This window comes from [Mycobacterium] stephanolepidis (assembly GCF_002356335.1).
GTDB lineage: Bacteria > Actinomycetota > Actinomycetes > Mycobacteriales > Mycobacteriaceae > Mycobacterium > Mycobacterium stephanolepidis.
In genome coordinates this window covers 1,642,310-1,657,920 of sequence record NZ_AP018165.1, presented here as the reverse complement: position 1 = coordinate 1,657,920, position 15,611 = coordinate 1,642,310, and the positions used below count along the sequence as shown (strand labels likewise).

Sequence of the window (15,611 nt, the reverse complement as noted above, 5' to 3'; positions counted from 1 at the left end):
CGCCGCGCCGGCCCGTCCCCCGCGCCGTCGCCGCGCCGTCCCCTGTACCGATACCGAGGTTGTGGCGGTTTCGTCTCGCACAAATTCGCCACAACCTCGGTCTCGGCGACTAGGCCGCTCTTGACGCAGCGCTCAGGGCGGCCCGAACTCGGTGGATGACCGCCAACGGTTGATTGATGAGCTGGTCCCGACTGACGCGCACCAACCGCCAGCCCATCGAAGCGATCGTCTCGTGCCGTTCGATATCGCGGCGATGCTGCACAGAGTCACCCCAGTGCTGCGCCCCGTCGAACTCGGCAGCCACCCGTTGTTCCCGCCAGCCCATGTCGAGACGAATGGTCCGCCCGTCGGGACCACGCAGCTCGATCTGGGTTTCCGGACGCGGTAACCCAGCACCGACAAGGCACATCCGCAAGCGCGTCTCCTGAACAGATTCGGCACCTGGGTCTGCCAACGACAGCACATTCATCAATCGCCGGATGCCCCGCGCGCCCCTGTGCCGCCAGACAACCTCATGTACCTCGCTCACCGAACAGTCTCGAAGAAGCACATCGATCAACTCGACAGCACGGGAGGTGTACACCCGACGCCCGATATCGAACACCGTCCTGGCGTGTGTCGTGACCCGGACCCCGCCGATCACAATCGACTCGTCAGGGCACAGGGTGTCCGCATGCAAGATGATCCCTGTGGGCGCACTGCGCCATTCGCGAATCAACTCGGCCGGACGATCGGCCGATATCCACGGATTGCCGTGCAGCGCTGCAGCTGAGGCGCCGCACACCACGCCGCCGCCGTCCGACCACAAAAAGGCGGCCTCAGCCCGAGTACGCGCGGTCAGCTCAACCCCGATGGGTAGATAGACATTGCGATAAATGCGTCGATAGCCGGATCGCAGCTCGTGACGGGTAAGCAGGCCCGACGCAATGGCAGCACTCCCCATGACCAGGTTCCCCATGTCGCGACCATGCCATGGACCTCTGACAGCTGAGCGAGACCGAGGTTGTGGTGAATTTGTGCGAGACGAAACCGCCATAACCTCGGTCTCGGTGGAAAAAGGGCGCGGGGCCGCCGCTAGAAGCCGAGCTTGCCGAGCTGCTTGGGGTCGCGCTGCCAGTTCTTGGCGACCTTGACCCGCAGATCCAGGAAAACCTTGGTGCCGAGCAGCTTTTCGATCTGTTGACGCGCATTGGTCCCGACTTCACGCAGCCGCGATCCGCCCTTACCGATGACGATGCCCTTTTGACTGTCCCGCTCGACGTAGAGGATCGCGTGCACATCGATCAGCTCCGAACCCTCGGGCCGACCCTCGCGTTCGTTCACCTCGTCGATCACCACTGCCAACGAGTGCGGCAGCTCATCGCGCACTCCTTCGAGCGCGGCCTCCCGGATCAGCTCGGCCATGAGCACCTCTTCGGGCTCATCGGTCAGTTCGCCATCGGGGTAGAACGCGGGCCCCGGCGCCAGCTTGGACGCCAAAACCTCTGTCAGCACCTCGACTTGGGCTCCGGAGATGGCGGACACCGGCACGATGTCGACATCCGGCCCGACAAGCTGCGACACCGACAGCAGCTGCTCGGCCACCCGCTCCTTGCTCACCTTGTCGATCTTGGTGACGATCGCGATCAGCGTGGTGCGCGGCGCGACGAGCTTGATCTGCTCGTAGATCCATTTATCGCCGGGCCCGATGCCCTCATCGGCCGGGATGCACAGACCGATCACGTCGACCTCGGAATACGTATCGCGCACAAGGTCGTTGAGCCGTTGTCCGAGCAGCGTGCGCGGTCGATGCAGCCCAGGAGTGTCGACGAGCACGATCTGGAAGTTCTCGCGGTGCACGATCCCCCGGATCGTGTGCCGGGTGGTCTGCGGCCGGTTCGACGTGATGGCGACCTTCTGGCCGACCAGCGCATTGGTCAACGTCGACTTACCGGTGTTGGGCCGGCCGACGAAACAGACAAAACCAGAACGGAATTCCGGCGAGCTCACAACTGCCCCGCAGGCACGCCGGTGCGATCGGTGACGATGACCGTCGCCGACGGCGAAAGCTCCCGCACCGCAGCGAGGCCCGGATCCTCGTGTGAACCGCCGACCAGCACCGCCGCCTCGATGACCGAGGCGCCACTGGACACCGCCGCTGCCACCGCCGCCTGCAACGCCGTCAACGACAGCGCCGAAAGCGTCACCGGCGCACCGGCGTACGTGCGGCCGTCGCCGTCGCGCACCGCCGCTCCCGATTTCGCTTCGGCACGCCCCATCGCTCCGCGGGCCAGCACGACGAGCTTGTTGTCTTCTGCATCCAACTCAGTCATCTTTTTCCTCCGTTTTGTCGTCGTCCGCCGCTGTGCCGCTGTCGGGGTCGGGTTGCACCAGGATCGTGCCGATGCGCACCCGGCCACGCGTGTCCGGACCACCCTCGGCCTGTAACAAAAGTCCGTGCGAGGCAGCCGTTGACCCCGGCAGTGGAACGCGTCCCAGCTCCAATGCGAGGAGTCCGCCAACGGTCTCGACGTCCAAGTCCTCGTCGAACTCAATGCCGTACAGCTCCCCCAGGTCTTCGATCGGCAACCTGGCAGAGACACGAAATATCTTGTGTTTCAAGTCCTCCACCGGAGCGACCTCGTCGTGATCGTACTCGTCGGCGATCTCCCCGACGATCTCCTCCAACACGTCCTCGATGGTCACCAACCCGGCGATAGCCCCGTACTCGTCGACGAGCAACGCCATGTGCTTGCGGTGCTGCTGCATCTCGCGCAGCAGCGCATCCAGCGGCTTGGAGTCCGGAACGAACACCGCCGGCCTCATCACCTGCGCCACGGTGACATCGCGGCCACCGTTCACCGAGTAGTACGTCTGCTGCACAAGGTCCTTGAGAAAGACCACCCCGACGACGTCATCGACGTTCTCTCCGACCACCGGGATGCGAGAGTGCCCGCTGCGCACCGCCAGCGAGGTGGCTTGACCGGCCGTCTTGTCGGATTCGATCCAGACCATCTCGGTGCGCGGCACCATCACCTCGCGGGCGGGTGTATCGCCCAGCTCGAACACGGACTGGATCATTCGACGCTCGTTATCGGCCACCACGCCGCGCTGCTGCGCCATGTCGACCACCTCGCGCAGCTCGATCTCGGAGGCAAACGGGCCGTTGCGGAAACCACGCCCGGGCGTCACCGCGTTACCGAGCAGGATGAGCAGCCGCGAAATGGGACCCAGCAGCACCGAAATCACCTGGAGCGGAACGGCGGCACCCAGCGCTATCGAGTACGCATGTTGGCGTCCCAACGTACGCGGACCCACCCCGATCGCCACGAAGCTCGTCACCACCATGACGATCGCCGAGATCATCAGTGCGGCACCCAGGCTCATCCGCGCGGTCAGATATCCGGCCAGGCACACCGTCGAGAGGATCTCGCAGGTGGTGCGCAGCAGGACAACCAGGTTCACATAGCGCGGTCGGTCTCGGATCACCACGGAAAGCCTTACCGCGCCCGGCCTTTCCTCACGAACCAACTCGTCGACACGCGCCGAGGACACGGTGTTGATGGCCGCGTCGATGGCCGCGAACGTACCGCCCAGGCCGACGAGGACGATCGCCGCCAGCAGCAGCCCTATGCCAGACATCACTCGTCGAAGTTGCGCGACTTGTCGAGCAGACGGCTATCCCGATACAGCTGGGCCTGCTGCTCGTACCAGTCCTTGAGCAGCTGGTTCTGCAGCGCGAACATCTCGCGCTCTTCCTCGGGTTCGGCGTGGTCGTAGCCGAGCAGATGCAGCACCCCGTGCACGGTCAGCAGCGCCAGCTCGTGAGCCAGCGAATGGCCCGCCGCCTCAGCCTGTTCGGCCGCGAACTGCGGGCACAGCACGATGTCGCCGAGCATCGAGGGCCCGGGCTCTGGCGCGTCCGGACGCCCACCTGGCTCCAGCTCGTCCATCGGGAAGGACATCACATCGGTGGGACCGGGCAGATCCATCCACCGCATGTGCAGGTCTGCCATGGCCGCGAGATCGACAAGCATCATCGAAAGTTCGGCCGCCGGATGGACATCCATTGCCGCGATGGCGAATCGTGCGACGCTGACCAACTCGCCCTCGGCGACGTCGATACCCGACTCGTTGACGACCTCAATACTCATCGGTGCCGGCTCCGGTTCCCCGACGCGCGCCGCTGCGCGCGGTTGTCCGTCAGATCTGACTCCTCAAAACGTGCGTAGGCATCCACGATCTCCGCCACCAACCGATGGCGGACCACATCGGCACTGGTCAACTCCGAGAAGTGAATTCCGTCGATATTGTCAAGAATGTCGACCGCGGCACGCAGCCCGGAACGGGCGCCACCGGGCAGGTCGACCTGTGTCACGTCACCGGTGACCACAATCTTGGAACCGAACCCGAGCCGGGTCAGGAACATCTTCATCTGTTCGGCGGTGGTGTTCTGGGCCTCGTCGAGGATGATGAACGCGTCGTTGAGTGTCCGGCCCCGCATATATGCCAGTGGCGCAACCTCGATGACCCCGGCCGACATCAGCTTGGGGATCAGTTCGGGGTCCATCATGTCGTGCAGCGCGTCGTACAACGGCCGCAGGTAGGGGTCGATCTTCTCGCTCAGGGTGCCGGGCAGGAAGCCCAGCCGCTCCCCCGCCTCGACGGCCGGACGGGTGAGGATGATCCGGGTGACCTGCTTGCTCTGTAACGCGTTGACCGCCTTGGCCATCGCCAGATACGTCTTGCCGGTACCGGCCGGGCCGATACCGAAAACGACAGTGTTGGCGTCGATCGCGTCCACGTAGCGCTTCTGGTTCAGCGTCTTCGGGCGGATGGTCTTGCCACGCCGCGACAGGATGTCCAGGCTCAGTACCTCGGCGGGTGACTCATCGTCGTCACCGGTGAGCATGGCCCCCGTGTGCCGCACCGTCGAGGGCGTCAGCTGCTGGCCCCGGCGGGCTATCACGATCAGCTCGGAGACCACACGCTCGGCCAACGCCACATCACCGGGCTCGCCGGTGAAGGTGATGGTGTTTCCGCGGGCATGGACATCGGCGGTCAACATGTCCTCGAGCTCGCGCAGGTTTTCATCAGCAGAACCCAGCAGGCCCATGATGAGATCGTTCGGAATCTCGACACTGCTGCGTACTTCCGAGGGCAATACCGACGGGACAGCGGCGTCTTCTTCTCGGCTCGTCACGTGGTTAAGGTCGCCTGCTTTCTTGGGTTGTGAAGTTGCCATGAGTTTACCGCTGGCAACCGTGCGCCTCCACGCGATTAGTGTCGTCGTCTCTTCACGCGAGCGCTCACCGATGCGCCAGCGGACCGCGGGCCCATCGGTCGGTGAGCACCCCGAGGGCACCCAACGCGACGGCAGCGGCACTGGATGTGCGCAGCACCGTCGGCCCCAAACGCACCGCGACCGCACCCGCGTCCGTCAAAACCCCCAGCTCGGCGTCCGCGACGCCGCCCTCGGGCCCCACGATGAGCACCACCGACGACGCTGCGGACAGCAGCTCGCCCCGGGCACCGAGCCCGGAGTCCGCCGACTCATGCAGCACCAGCACGACGGCGCCGTCGGCCACCCGCTGACGGACCAGCTCGGACAGCTGCGCGGTGGAATGCAGCGTCGACACTGTCGGGACGAAGGCCCGGCGGGACTGCCGTGACGCCGCCCGTGCGACCGCCTCCCAGCGCCGCTGCCCCTTCGCCGCCTTGTCCGGGTCGTTCTGTGCGTCCCAGCGCGACACACATCGCTGCGCCTGCCACGGAACGATCTCGTCGGCTCCCGCCTCCACCGCCAGGTCGACGGCGAGCTCGGAGCGATCGGATTTTGGAAGTGCTTGCACCACAGTCACTGTGGGGTCCGCAGCAGCGACGCTCCAGCGCGCGGTCACCTCGATCGACAGGCTGGTGCGGTCAACGGAGGCGACGACACCGTCGCCAACCTCGCCCGCGCCGTCGCACACCATGACGGGCTCCCCGACACGCAGGCGCAGCACCCGCGTGGCGTGATGGCCCTCGTCACCCAGCAGACTCACCTGCTCCCCGACGGCGGGGACCCGGTCAACGTAGAAGATCGTGGCAGCCGCCATCTGGATCTACCGGCCCGTGAACGCCTCGCGCAGCCGCGAGAACACCCCGCCCGACGCCGATTCCGCCCAGACCACCTCGGCGGTTTCCTTGTTCCGTACGTTCTTGAAGTCCTTCAGCAGCTCGCGTTCCTTGGCGTCCATCCGAGTCGGCACCACCACGTCCAGATGGGCGTGCAGGTTTCCGCGAACACCGGTGCGCAGATGCGGCATGCCCTTCCCGCGCATCGTCACCACCGAACCCGGCTGCGATCCCGGCTCGACCTTGACGACTGTCGGTCCGTCGATGATCGCGTCGACCGACACACTGGTGCCCAGCGCCGCCTCCACCATCGGGACCCGAACCGTGAAGTGCAGGTCATCCCCGTCACGAATGAACACGTCGTGGGGCTTCTCGTGCACCTCGACGTACAGGTCACCGGCCGGGCCACCACCGGGACCGACCTCACCCTGGGCCGCCAGGCGCACCCGCATGCCGTCACCGACACCGGCCGGGATCTTGACCGTGATCTCGCGACGCGCGCGCACCCGGCCGTCGCCGCCGCACTTGTGGCAGGGATCGGTGATGACCTCTCCGGCCCCCTGACACGTCGGACACGGGCGCGACGTGAGTACCTGGCCAAGCAGGGAGCGCTGCACGGTCTGCACCTCGCCACGGCCACCACAGGTCTCGCAGGCGCTCGGCGCCGAGTTTCCGTGGGTGCCCTTGCCGGTGCATCCGTCGCACAGAATCGCGGTGTCGACGGTCACCTGCTTGCTGACGCCGGTCGCACATTCCAGCAGTTCGAGCCGCATCCGCAGCAGAGAGTCCGAACCAGGCTGCACCCGGCCGCGCGGACCACGCGAGCCGCCGGCCGATCCGCCGAAGAACGCCTCGAAGACGTCGCCCAGACCACCGAAGCCCGAACCGAAGCCACCACCGAACCCGTTGCCACCGCCGCCGTTCTCCAGCGGGTCGCCGCCCAGGTCGACGATGCGCCGCTTCTCCGGATCGGTCAGCACCTCATAGGCGATGCTGACCTCCTTGAACCGCGTCTGGGCCTGTTCATCGGGGTTGATGTCGGGGTGCAGCTCGCGGGCGAGCTTGCGGTATGCCCGCTTGAGCTCACTGTCGCTGGCACCCTTGCTGACCCCGAGGATGCCGTAGTAATCACGCGCCACTGTGTTGATCTCGCTCCGTTGGTATCTGTCTAATTCACATAACTGCTAGCGATTGGCTAGCACTTCGCCGATATACATGGCAACCGCCGCGACGTTCGCGATGGTTCCCGGGTAGTCCATCCGTGTGGGCCCCAGCACACCCATACCGCCGAATACCGCTCCGCCCGCACCATACGGGGTGGAGACGACGGAGGTGCCGATCATCTGCTCAGCAGCGGTTTCGTGACCGATGTGCACGGTGACCCGGCCGGCCTCCTGCTGTGCGGCGAGCAAGCGCAAAACCACCACCTGCTCCTCCAGCGCCTCCAACACAGTGCGCAGCTGACCACCGAAGTCGCCGGCGTTGCGGGTGAGGTTGGCAGTGCCACCGAGCAGCAGGCGCTCCTCATGGTGCTCGACGAGCGTCTCCACCAGGACTGTCGCCGCGCGGGTGAGTGGATAGCGCAGATCGTCGTCGGACTGTTCGGCCAGCTCGGCAACGGCCACCGAGGCCGCCGACAGCTTCTTACCGTCCAGGGCCGCGCCCAGCAGGACACGAAGTCTGCTCAGCTGGTCATCACTGATGACGTCACCCAGCTCGACGATCCGCTGATCGACCCGCCCGGAGTCGGTGATGACCACCAGCAGCAGCCGTGCCGGGGTCAGCAGCACCACCTCGAGGTGACGCACGCTGGACGAGGACAACGTCGGATACTGCACGACCGCGACCTGACGGGTCATCTGCGCCAGCAGCCGCACCGCGCGACGCAGCACGTCATCGAGGTCGACGCCGCCTTCCAGGAAATTCAGGATGGCCTTGCGCTCGGCGCCCGAAAGCGGTTTGACGTCCTCGAGCCGGTTGACGAATTCGCGGTAGCCCTTTTCCGTCGGAATACGCCCTGAGCTGGTGTGCGGCTGGGCGATGTAGCCCTCGGCCTCCAGTACCGCCATATCGTTGCGGACGGTGGCGCTGGAAACCCCGAGGCCGTGCCTGTCGACCAGGGCCTTGGAGCCGATCGGTTCCTTGGTGGTGACGTAGTCGGCGACGATGGCGCGCAGTACTTCGAAGCGCCGGTCATCGGCTGTGGCCATGGTCACCTCCCTCACGCGTGATGTGCCTCTATTTTACGGGGCCACGCTGCGCCGACCCGCCACCGTGGCAGTCCACGCTAACCTCAACTGTTATGCAGGGATCATTACGGAGTGATTTGCAGTGATCTTCAAGGGTGTTCGCGAGGGGAAGCCATACCCAGAACATGGGCTATCGACGCGGGACTGGTCGCGCATCCCACCCCGGCAGATCCGTCTGGACGAACTCGTCACCACCACCACGGTGCTCGCGTTGGACCGCCTGCTCAGTGAGGACTCCACGTTCTACGGGGACCTGTTCCCGCACGCCGTGAAATGGCAGGGCGTCATCTATCTGGAAGATGGGCTGCACCGGGCCGTGCGGGCCGCGTTGCGTAACCGGGTCGTGTTGCACGCCAGGGTTTTCGATATGGATCAGCTGCGCGTGATTTAAGCGGCGTCAATCCAGGATGGTGCGCACCACGCCGTCGGCCAGCAGCCGCCCTTGATCGGTGAGCACCAGCCGATCATCCACCAGCCGGCCCAGCCCGCCGGCCACCACCGCGGGTACCCGGCCGCGTTCCTCGACGGTCAAGTCCGCCAAGGCGATTCCCGTGTTCAGCCGCACCGCCAGCAGCACGTCCTCGGTGTGCCGTTCGACGGGGCTGAGGATCTCGTGCCCGCCGACAGGCAACTGTCCCTGCCCCAACTGCTTGGCATAGGCGTTGGGGTGCTTGACGTTCCACCATCGCACGCCGTTGACATGTCCGTGAGCACCCGGCCCGGCGCCCCACCAGTCGCCACCGGCCCAGTAGCCAAGGTTGTGACGGCACTGCCCGCCCGGGCGTGCCCAGTTGGACACCTCGTACCAGTGCAGCCCCACCTCAGACAGCGCCGCGTCCAGCAGCTGATACCGGTCGGCCAGGGCGTCCTCGTCGGGATTCGGCAGTTCGCCGCGCCGCACACGCCGCGCCAGGGCGGTGCCCTCCTCGACGACCAGCGCATACGCCGACACGTGGTCCACCCCGGCCTCGAGCACGGCATCAATGGACCGGCGCAGATCGTCATCGGTCTCACCCGGGGTGCCATAGATGAGGTCCAGGTTCACATGCTCGAGACCGGCCGCACGCGCCTCCCGCGCCGCCGCCACCGCCCGCCCGGGCGCATGCACCCGATCCAGGGTGGCCAGCACGTGCGGGGCGGCGGACTGCATGCCCAGCGAGACGCGGGTGTATCCGGCGGCACGAATCGTCTCGAAGAACGCCGGAGAGGTGGACTCCGGATTGGCCTCGGTGGTTACCTCCGCGCCCGGCGCCACCGTGAAGTGCGCCCCGATCGCGTCGAGCACCTCGGCGAGCCCAGCACCGCCCAGCAGGGAGGGCGTCCCGCCGCCGACGAACACGGTCTGGACCGGCGGTCTTCCGTCCAGGGTCCGCGCGGCCAGGTCCAGCTCGGCACGCAACGCCTCGAGCCAGCCCGCGGGCGAAGTGCCGTCACCGAGCTCGTCGGCGGTGTAGGTGTTGAAATCGCAGTATCCGCAGCGTGTGGCACAGAACGGAACGTGTACGTAGATCCCGAACGGACGCCCCACCGCCGGCACCAGGGGCGGCAGGGTGGCGATGGTTTCGGGTCTCACCGGTCAAGTGTGTGCCAGGGCCGACGGCAGAAAAAATCTGAGCGGTCAATAGCGGGAATCCCCCAAGCCGAATGGAGGTTTTGCTCACAATGAGCGGAATTACGACCCGGTCGTACGGGGTGCCCGTTTCGCATGGCACAATTGGCCGGGTGAGCACACATCAGGTCCCACTTGTCGCGCGGCGACACATCGACCTGAAGCGTGTCTGTAGCGCGTGTTGTCTCCCTTAATGACGTAGTCCTACCCGTCTGCCACCCAAACGGTCGTGAGGATCTGCGCCTCCGGTCAGCCCCCGGTGTGTCGCCCACGACTGTGCCTGCCTTTCTGAGGAGCACCATGACAACCAGCGAGACCCGGCCCGCTCGCCCGAAGCAACAGCGCAGCGAGGGCCAGTGGGCGCTCGGTTACCACGAACCTCTCAACGCCAACGAGCAGGCGAAGAAGGACGACCACCCGCTGAACGTGCGCGAGCGCATCGAAACCATTTACGCGCACAAGGGCTTCGAGAGCATCGACAAGAGCGACCTGCGCGGGCGCTTCCGTTGGTGGGGGCTGTACACCCAGCGCAAGCCGGGTTACGACGGCAGCTGGACCGGTGACGAGAACACCGACATGCTCGAAGACGACCACTTCATGCTTCGCGTGCGTTCAGACGGCGGCGCGTTGTCGGTCGGCGCGCTGCGCACCCTGGGTGATCTGTCCACCACATACGCGCGGGACACAGCCGATCTCTCCGACCGCGAGAATGTGCAGTATCACTGGATCCGCGTCGAGGACATGCCGGACATCTGGCGCCGTCTCGACGAGGTCGGGCTGCACACGACGCAGGCCTGTGGCGACTGCCCCCGCGTGATCCTGGGCTCGCCGCTCGCCGGTGAGTCCCTGGACGAGGTGCTCGATCCGACACCTGCCATCGACGAGATCGTGCGCCGCTACATCGGAAAGAAGGAGTACGCCAACCTTCCCCGCAAGTTCAAGACGGCCATCTCCGGCCTGCAAGACGTGGTGCACGAGATCAACGACATCGCCTTCATCGGTGTGGTGCACCCGGAGCACGGTCCGGGGCTGGACGTATGGGTGGGCGGCGGCCTGTCGACCAACCCGATGCTGGCGCAGCGTCTCGGGGTGTGGGTGCCGCTCGACGAAGTGCCGGACGTCTGGGAGGGCGTTGTCAGCATCTTCCGCGATTACGGCTACCGCCGTCTACGCGCCAAGGCACGGTTGAAGTTCCTGGTGAAGGATTGGGGCGTCGAGAAGTTCCGCGAAGTTCTCGAGACCGAGTACCTGAAGCGGCCACTGCTCGACGGGCCCGCTCCGGTGCAGATTCCGCGGCCCATCGACCACGTCGGTGTGCAACGACTCAAGAACGGGCTCAACGCCGTTGGTGTCTCGCCCATAGCCGGCCGGGTGTCCGGCACCATCTTGTCGGCGGTCGCCGATCTTGCCGAGAAGGCGGGCTCGGACCGTGTCAGGTTCACGCCGTATCAGAAGCTGATCATCCTCGACGTCCCCGATGAAAAACTCGGTGAGTTGACGGAGGGGCTGGATGCACTCGGGCTACCCTCGCGTCCGTCGCACTGGCGCAAGAATCTGATGGCCTGCACCGGCATCGAGTTCTGCAAGCTGTCCTTCACCGAAACCCGCAAGCGCGCACAGGATCTGGTGCCAGAGCTGGACAAGCGGTTGGACGATCTCAACGCGCAGCTGGACACTCCGGTCACCATCAACATCAACGGATGCCCCAACTCGTGTGCGCGTTCGCAGGTCGCGGACATCGGATTCAAAGGTCAGATGGTCGACGACGGCGAGGGCAACAGCGTCGAGGGCTTCCAGGTGCACCTGGGCGGAAGCCTGGGCCTGGACAGCGGATTCGGCCGCAAGCTGCGTCAGCACAAGGTGACCAGCTCCGAGCTCGGCGATTACATCGACCGGGTGGTGCGCAACTTCGTCAAGCAGCGCACCGACGGAGAGCGCTTCGCGCAGTGGGCCGTTCGGGCCGAGGAGGCGGATCTGCGATGAGCGTTCTGGAGGGCCAGAGGAACGCTGACCAGTTGCGTGAATTGGCTGAGCGCGGCGCTGCCGAACTGCAGGACGCCTCTGCCGAGGAGCTGCTGCGGTGGACCGATGAGAACTTCGGCGGCGAGTACGTGGTGGCCTCCAACATGCAGGATGCGGTGCTCATCGACCTTGCCGTACAGGTGCGTCCGGGTGTTGACGTCTTGTTCCTGGACACCGGATATCACTTCGCCGAGACAATCGGCACGCGCGATGCCGTGGAATCGGTGTACGACATCCACATCGTCAATGTGGCTCCCGAGCAGTCGGTGGCACAGCAGAACGAGTTGGTGGGCAAGGACCTGTTCTCGAGCAATCCCGGCGAATGCTGCCGCCTGCGCAAGGTTGTGCCGCTGCGCAAGTCGCTCTCCGGATATTCGGCGTGGGTGACCGGGTTGCGCCGCGTCGACGCACCGACCCGTGCCAACGCACCGCTGATCAGCTTCGACGAGGCGTTCGGGCTGGTGAAGATCAACGCGATCGCCGCATGGACCGACGAGGATATGCAGAAGTACATCGACGAGCACGGAACCCTGGTGAATCCGCTTGTGGACGAGGGATATCCGTCGATCGGCTGTGCCCCGTGCACGGCCAAACCGGCACTGGGCGCCGACGCGCGCAGCGGACGCTGGCAGGGCATGGCCAAAACAGAATGTGGGCTGCACGCCTCATGACGACAACGGAGACCGGAATGGAGTCTGTGTTGAATCAGACGGAAACACTGACCGACCTCGAATCCGAGTCGATTCACATCATTCGTGAAGTGGCCGGCGAGTTCGAGCGCCCGGTGCTGCTGTTCTCCGGCGGCAAGGATTCGACGGTGCTGTTGCACACCGCACTCAAGGCCTTCTGGCCCGCACCGCTTCCCTTCGCGTTGCTGCACGTCGACACCGGACACAACCTGCCCGAGGTGCTGGACTTCCGCGACGAGATCGTCGAACGCCACAACCTGCGGCTGGTCGTCGCGAAAGTCGAGGACTACCTGGCCGACGGGCGCCTGACCGAGCGGCCCGACGGAATCCGCAATCCGTTGCAGACCATCCCGCTGCTCGAGGCCATCACCGACAACAAGTTCGACGCGGTGCTCGGTGGTGGGCGTCGCGATGAGGAGCGCTCGCGCGCCAAGGAGCGCATCTTCAGTCTGCGCAACGCGTTCGGCCAGTGGGATCCCAAGAAGCAGCGCCCCGAGCTGTGGAGCCTCTACAACGGCCGGCATGCCCCGGGCGAGCACGTGCGGGTGTTCCCGATCAGCAACTGGACCGAGTTGGACGTCTGGCGCTACATCGCGCGCGAAAACGTACAGCTGGCCGACCTCTACTACGCCCATGAGCGCGAGATCTTCAACCGTGACGGCATGCTGCTGACTCCCGGCCCGTGGGGTGGACCACGCGACGGCGAAGAGCTGCAAACACTTTCGGTGCGCTACCGCACCGTGGGCGACGGCTCGACCACCGGCGCGGTGCTCTCGGATGCCGCCGACGTCCATGCCGTGCTCGCCGAGGTGGCCGCATCGCGGATCACCGAACGCGGCGCGACCCGCGGCGATGACCGAGTGTCCGAGGCGGCGATGGAAGACCGCAAGCGAGAGGGCTACTTCTGATGAGGGCTTGCATGAAGAAACAAGGACAGAGCTGATCATGAGCGATCTTCTGCGCATCGCCACCGCCGGCAGTGTCGACGACGGCAAGTCCACCCTGGTGGGTCGGCTGCTGTACGACACAAAGTCGGTGCTTATCGACCAATTCGATGCCGTCACAAAGGCTTCCGAGTCACGTGGGCTTGATGCCCCCGACCTCTCGCTGCTTGTCGACGGCCTGCGCGCCGAGCGCGAGCAGGGCATCACCATCGATGTGGCGTATCGATACTTCGCCACCCCGAAGCGTTCGTTCATCCTCGCCGATACCCCCGGGCACGTGCAGTACACCCGGAACACGGTCTCGGGGGCGTCGACCGCACAGCTGGTGATCCTTCTCGTCGACGCGCGCAAGGGTGTCATCGAGCAGACCCGCCGCCACGCGGCGGTGCTGGCGCTGTTGGGGGTGCCGCGGCTGGTGTTGGCGGTCAACAAGATCGATCTGGTGGCCGATAGCGCCCGTATCTTCGAAGCGATCAGCGCCGAGTTCAACGAGTTGACCAGCTCGCTGGGCTGGAAGCCCGAGAACGTCGTGGAGATCCCGGTCTCGGCGCTGCATGGCGACAACATCGCCACCCGCAGCGAGCGGACCGGCTTCTACAGCGGACCGACCCTCATCGAGCATCTGGAAACGATTCCGGCGCATGAGGAGTCGAGCACCGTGGGTCTGCGTTTCCCGGTCCAGTATGTGATCAGGCCGCGTACCGCCGAGTACCCCGACTACCGTGGTTACGCCGGGCAGGTCGCCGCCGGTGTGGTGCGGGTAGGCGACGAGGTGGTCATCTCCCCGGCCGGGCAGCGCACCACGGTGGCGGGCATCGACACCGCCGACGGACCGCTCGAGGTCGCCGAGGCGGGTCGCAGCGTGACACTGATTCTGGCCGATGATGTGGATGCCTCACGTGGCGATCTGATCGCAGCGCCCGACGTGCCCGAGCCGGTCTCGGAGATCGAAGGCACCGTGTGCTGGCTGGCCGACAAGCCGCTGAAGGCCGGGGCGCGCCTGCTGCTCAAGCACGGCACCCGCACCGTTCCCGCGATCGTCGGCCAGCTGGTGGAGCGCTTCGACGAGCAGAACCTGTCTGCCGATCCCGCGCCGGAATCGTTGGAACTCAACGACATCGGACAGATCAGCATTCGCCTCGCGGAAGCGATCAGCGTGGACGAATACGTCGATGACCGGACAGCGGGAAGCTTCCTGCTGATCGATCCGTCGAGCGGCAACACGCTGGCGGCGGGACTGGTCGGCGACGCCCTACGCGCCGTCGAACTGAATCGTGCGTAATCCGACGCTTCTTGCGGTCGCGCACGGGAGCCGCGACCCGCGGTTCGCTGAGAACGCGCGCCGATTGGTGGCGCAGGTGCGGTTGCTCCGGCCCGATCTGGACGTTCGGCTGGCGTTTCTGGAGCTCTCCGAGCCGAATCTTGTTGACGTGCTGGGCGATCTACGCGGTGACGCGGTGGTGGTGCCGCTGCTGCTGTCCGACGCCTACCACGCCCGGATCGACCTGCCGACTGTGCTGTCCTCGGCACCCTCGGGGCTACGAGTCACCCAGGCTCCCGTGCTCGGGGCGGATGACCGGCTCTTACGCCTGGCCCGGCGTCGGGTGATCGAGGTCGGCATCGACAGTCCCGGCGTGATCCTGTCCGCGGTGGGATCCTCGGACTCCACGACCAACGACCGCACTCGCTCGCTCGCCGCGCAGTGGGATATCTCGACGACGGTTTTCGCCACCGGCGAATCGAGCACCCTTGCCAACGCCGCGGACTCGCTGCGTTCCCGCGGCGCCACGGAAATCGTTGTCGCACCATGGTTCCTGTCCCCCGGCCTGCTGCTGGACCGGGTGCGCGCCGAGGCCGCTGACGCGGGCATCCCGGTGGCATCACCCCTGGGCTCGAACCGGCTGGTCGCCGAGGTAGTGGTGCACCGATACGCGTCGGCAGTCGCAGCACCGGTCCCCGTACCGCGCTGACAGAACCCACTGCACGCCCGCACCGCATCCCG

At 65.8% G+C, this 15,611-nt stretch carries 17 protein-coding genes; 7 read left to right on the top strand and 10 right to left on the bottom strand.

Annotation, left to right across the window (positions count from 1 at the left end; genetic code table 11):
• Positions 1-109 precede the first annotated feature (109 nt).
• The 9 genes from MSTE_RS08260 to hrcA form a co-directional block, all read right to left on the bottom strand.
• Entirely contained in the window at positions 110-958 is an 849-nt protein-coding gene (locus MSTE_RS08260; RefSeq protein WP_096500368.1) for a DUF559 domain-containing protein, read from the bottom strand.
• Positions 959-1,074: 116 nt separating this feature from the next.
• Positions 1,075-1,989, bottom strand: a complete 915-nt coding sequence (gene era / locus MSTE_RS08255) for a GTPase Era (RefSeq protein WP_096500366.1) — start codon at positions 1,987-1,989, stop codon at positions 1,075-1,077.
• Entirely contained in the window at positions 1,986-2,312 is a 327-nt protein-coding gene (locus MSTE_RS08250; RefSeq protein ID WP_096500364.1) for a cytidine deaminase, read from the bottom strand. The genes era and MSTE_RS08250 overlap by 4 nt, the downstream gene beginning before the upstream one ends.
• The gene (locus MSTE_RS08245; RefSeq protein ID WP_096500362.1) at positions 2,305-3,621 is read right to left on the bottom strand and encodes a hemolysin family protein; all 1,317 of its coding nucleotides are present in this window, start codon (positions 3,619-3,621) and stop codon (positions 2,305-2,307) included. Before MSTE_RS08245 ends, MSTE_RS08250 begins: the two co-directional genes overlap by 8 nt.
• Positions 3,621-4,133: an rRNA maturation RNase YbeY gene (gene ybeY, locus MSTE_RS08240; RefSeq protein ID WP_078298601.1), complete on the bottom strand. Its 513-nt coding sequence runs from the start codon at positions 4,131-4,133 to the stop codon at positions 3,621-3,623. Before ybeY ends, MSTE_RS08245 begins: the two co-directional genes overlap by 1 nt.
• Positions 4,130-5,182: a PhoH family protein gene (locus MSTE_RS08235; protein ID WP_078298598.1), complete on the bottom strand. Its 1,053-nt coding sequence runs from the start codon at positions 5,180-5,182 to the stop codon at positions 4,130-4,132. Before MSTE_RS08235 ends, ybeY begins: the two co-directional genes overlap by 4 nt.
• A 106-nt stretch (positions 5,183-5,288) precedes the next feature.
• Positions 5,289-6,077 (bottom strand): 16S rRNA (uracil(1498)-N(3))-methyltransferase, encoded by a 789-nt coding sequence (locus tag MSTE_RS08230; protein ID WP_096500360.1) that lies wholly within the window; start codon positions 6,075-6,077, stop codon positions 5,289-5,291.
• Between the two features lie 6 nt (positions 6,078-6,083).
• A complete protein-coding gene (dnaJ, locus tag MSTE_RS08225) occupies positions 6,084-7,235 on the bottom strand; it encodes a molecular chaperone DnaJ (protein WP_096500358.1) in 1,152 nt (383 codons plus the stop codon).
• A 45-nt stretch (positions 7,236-7,280) separates the two neighbouring features.
• On the bottom strand, positions 7,281-8,306 hold the full coding sequence (hrcA, locus tag MSTE_RS08220; protein WP_078298648.1) for a heat-inducible transcriptional repressor HrcA: 1,026 nt from the start codon (positions 8,304-8,306) through the stop codon (positions 7,281-7,283).
• A gap of 121 nt (positions 8,307-8,427) precedes the next feature.
• On the opposite strand from hrcA, the gene MSTE_RS08215 reads away from it, so the two are divergent.
• Positions 8,428-8,736, top strand: coding sequence for a type II toxin-antitoxin system VapB family antitoxin (locus MSTE_RS08215; protein WP_078298591.1), 309 nt, complete (start codon positions 8,428-8,430; stop codon positions 8,734-8,736).
• A gap of 6 nt (positions 8,737-8,742) precedes the next feature.
• On the opposite strand, the gene hemW is transcribed toward MSTE_RS08215, so the two are convergent.
• Positions 8,743-9,918 (bottom strand): radical SAM family heme chaperone HemW, encoded by a 1,176-nt coding sequence (hemW, locus tag MSTE_RS08210; RefSeq protein WP_162291392.1) that lies wholly within the window; start codon positions 9,916-9,918, stop codon positions 8,743-8,745.
• A gap of 71 nt (positions 9,919-9,989) precedes the next feature.
• Here hemW and MSTE_RS25855 point away from each other — a divergent pair, with 71 nt between their 5' ends.
• From MSTE_RS25855 to MSTE_RS08185, 6 genes are all read left to right on the top strand, one after another.
• On the top strand, positions 9,990-10,148 hold the full coding sequence (locus MSTE_RS25855; protein ID WP_372990855.1) for an Ms4527A family Cys-rich leader peptide: 159 nt from the start codon (positions 9,990-9,992) through the stop codon (positions 10,146-10,148).
• A 106-nt stretch (positions 10,149-10,254) separates the two neighbouring features.
• Positions 10,255-11,937, top strand: a complete 1,683-nt coding sequence (locus MSTE_RS08205; protein WP_096500356.1) for a nitrite/sulfite reductase — start codon at positions 10,255-10,257, stop codon at positions 11,935-11,937.
• Positions 11,934-12,647, top strand: a complete 714-nt coding sequence (locus tag MSTE_RS08200; protein WP_096500354.1) for a phosphoadenylyl-sulfate reductase — start codon at positions 11,934-11,936, stop codon at positions 12,645-12,647. The genes MSTE_RS08205 and MSTE_RS08200 overlap by 4 nt, the downstream gene beginning before the upstream one ends.
• Positions 12,644-13,573 (top strand): sulfate adenylyltransferase subunit CysD, encoded by a 930-nt coding sequence (gene cysD / locus MSTE_RS08195; RefSeq protein ID WP_408645873.1) that lies wholly within the window; start codon positions 12,644-12,646, stop codon positions 13,571-13,573. Before MSTE_RS08200 ends, cysD begins: the two co-directional genes overlap by 4 nt.
• Before the next feature lie 37 nt (positions 13,574-13,610).
• The gene (locus MSTE_RS08190; RefSeq protein WP_096500350.1) at positions 13,611-14,891 is read left to right on the top strand and encodes a sulfate adenylyltransferase subunit 1; all 1,281 of its coding nucleotides are present in this window, start codon (positions 13,611-13,613) and stop codon (positions 14,889-14,891) included.
• A complete protein-coding gene (locus MSTE_RS08185; protein WP_096500348.1) occupies positions 14,884-15,579 on the top strand; it encodes a sirohydrochlorin chelatase in 696 nt (231 codons plus the stop codon). Before MSTE_RS08190 ends, MSTE_RS08185 begins: the two co-directional genes overlap by 8 nt.
• Positions 15,580-15,611 lie beyond the last annotated feature (32 nt).

Coding starts and splice junctions, on each gene's coding strand:
- MSTE_RS08200 (WP_096500354.1), top strand. CDS start 11,934: ATGAGCGTTCTGGAGGGCCAGAGGAACGCTGACCAGTTGCGTGAATTG.
- MSTE_RS08250 (WP_096500364.1), bottom strand. CDS start 2,312: ATGACTGAGTTGGATGCAGAAGACAACAAGCTCGTCGTGCTGGCCCGC.
- MSTE_RS08260 (WP_096500368.1), bottom strand. CDS start 958: ATGGGGAACCTGGTCATGGGGAGTGCTGCCATTGCGTCGGGCCTGCTT.
- MSTE_RS25855 (WP_372990855.1), top strand. CDS start 9,990: ATGGAGGTTTTGCTCACAATGAGCGGAATTACGACCCGGTCGTACGGG.
- MSTE_RS08190 (WP_096500350.1), top strand. CDS start 13,611: ATGAGCGATCTTCTGCGCATCGCCACCGCCGGCAGTGTCGACGACGGC.
- ybeY (WP_078298601.1), bottom strand. CDS start 4,133: ATGAGTATTGAGGTCGTCAACGAGTCGGGTATCGACGTCGCCGAGGGC.
- MSTE_RS08205 (WP_096500356.1), top strand. CDS start 10,255: ATGACAACCAGCGAGACCCGGCCCGCTCGCCCGAAGCAACAGCGCAGC.
- hrcA (WP_078298648.1), bottom strand. CDS start 8,306: ATGGCCACAGCCGATGACCGGCGCTTCGAAGTACTGCGCGCCATCGTC.
- MSTE_RS08245 (WP_096500362.1), bottom strand. CDS start 3,621: ATGTCTGGCATAGGGCTGCTGCTGGCGGCGATCGTCCTCGTCGGCCTG.
- cysD (WP_408645873.1), top strand. CDS start 12,644: ATGACGACAACGGAGACCGGAATGGAGTCTGTGTTGAATCAGACGGAA.
- MSTE_RS08230 (WP_096500360.1), bottom strand. CDS start 6,077: ATGGCGGCTGCCACGATCTTCTACGTTGACCGGGTCCCCGCCGTCGGG.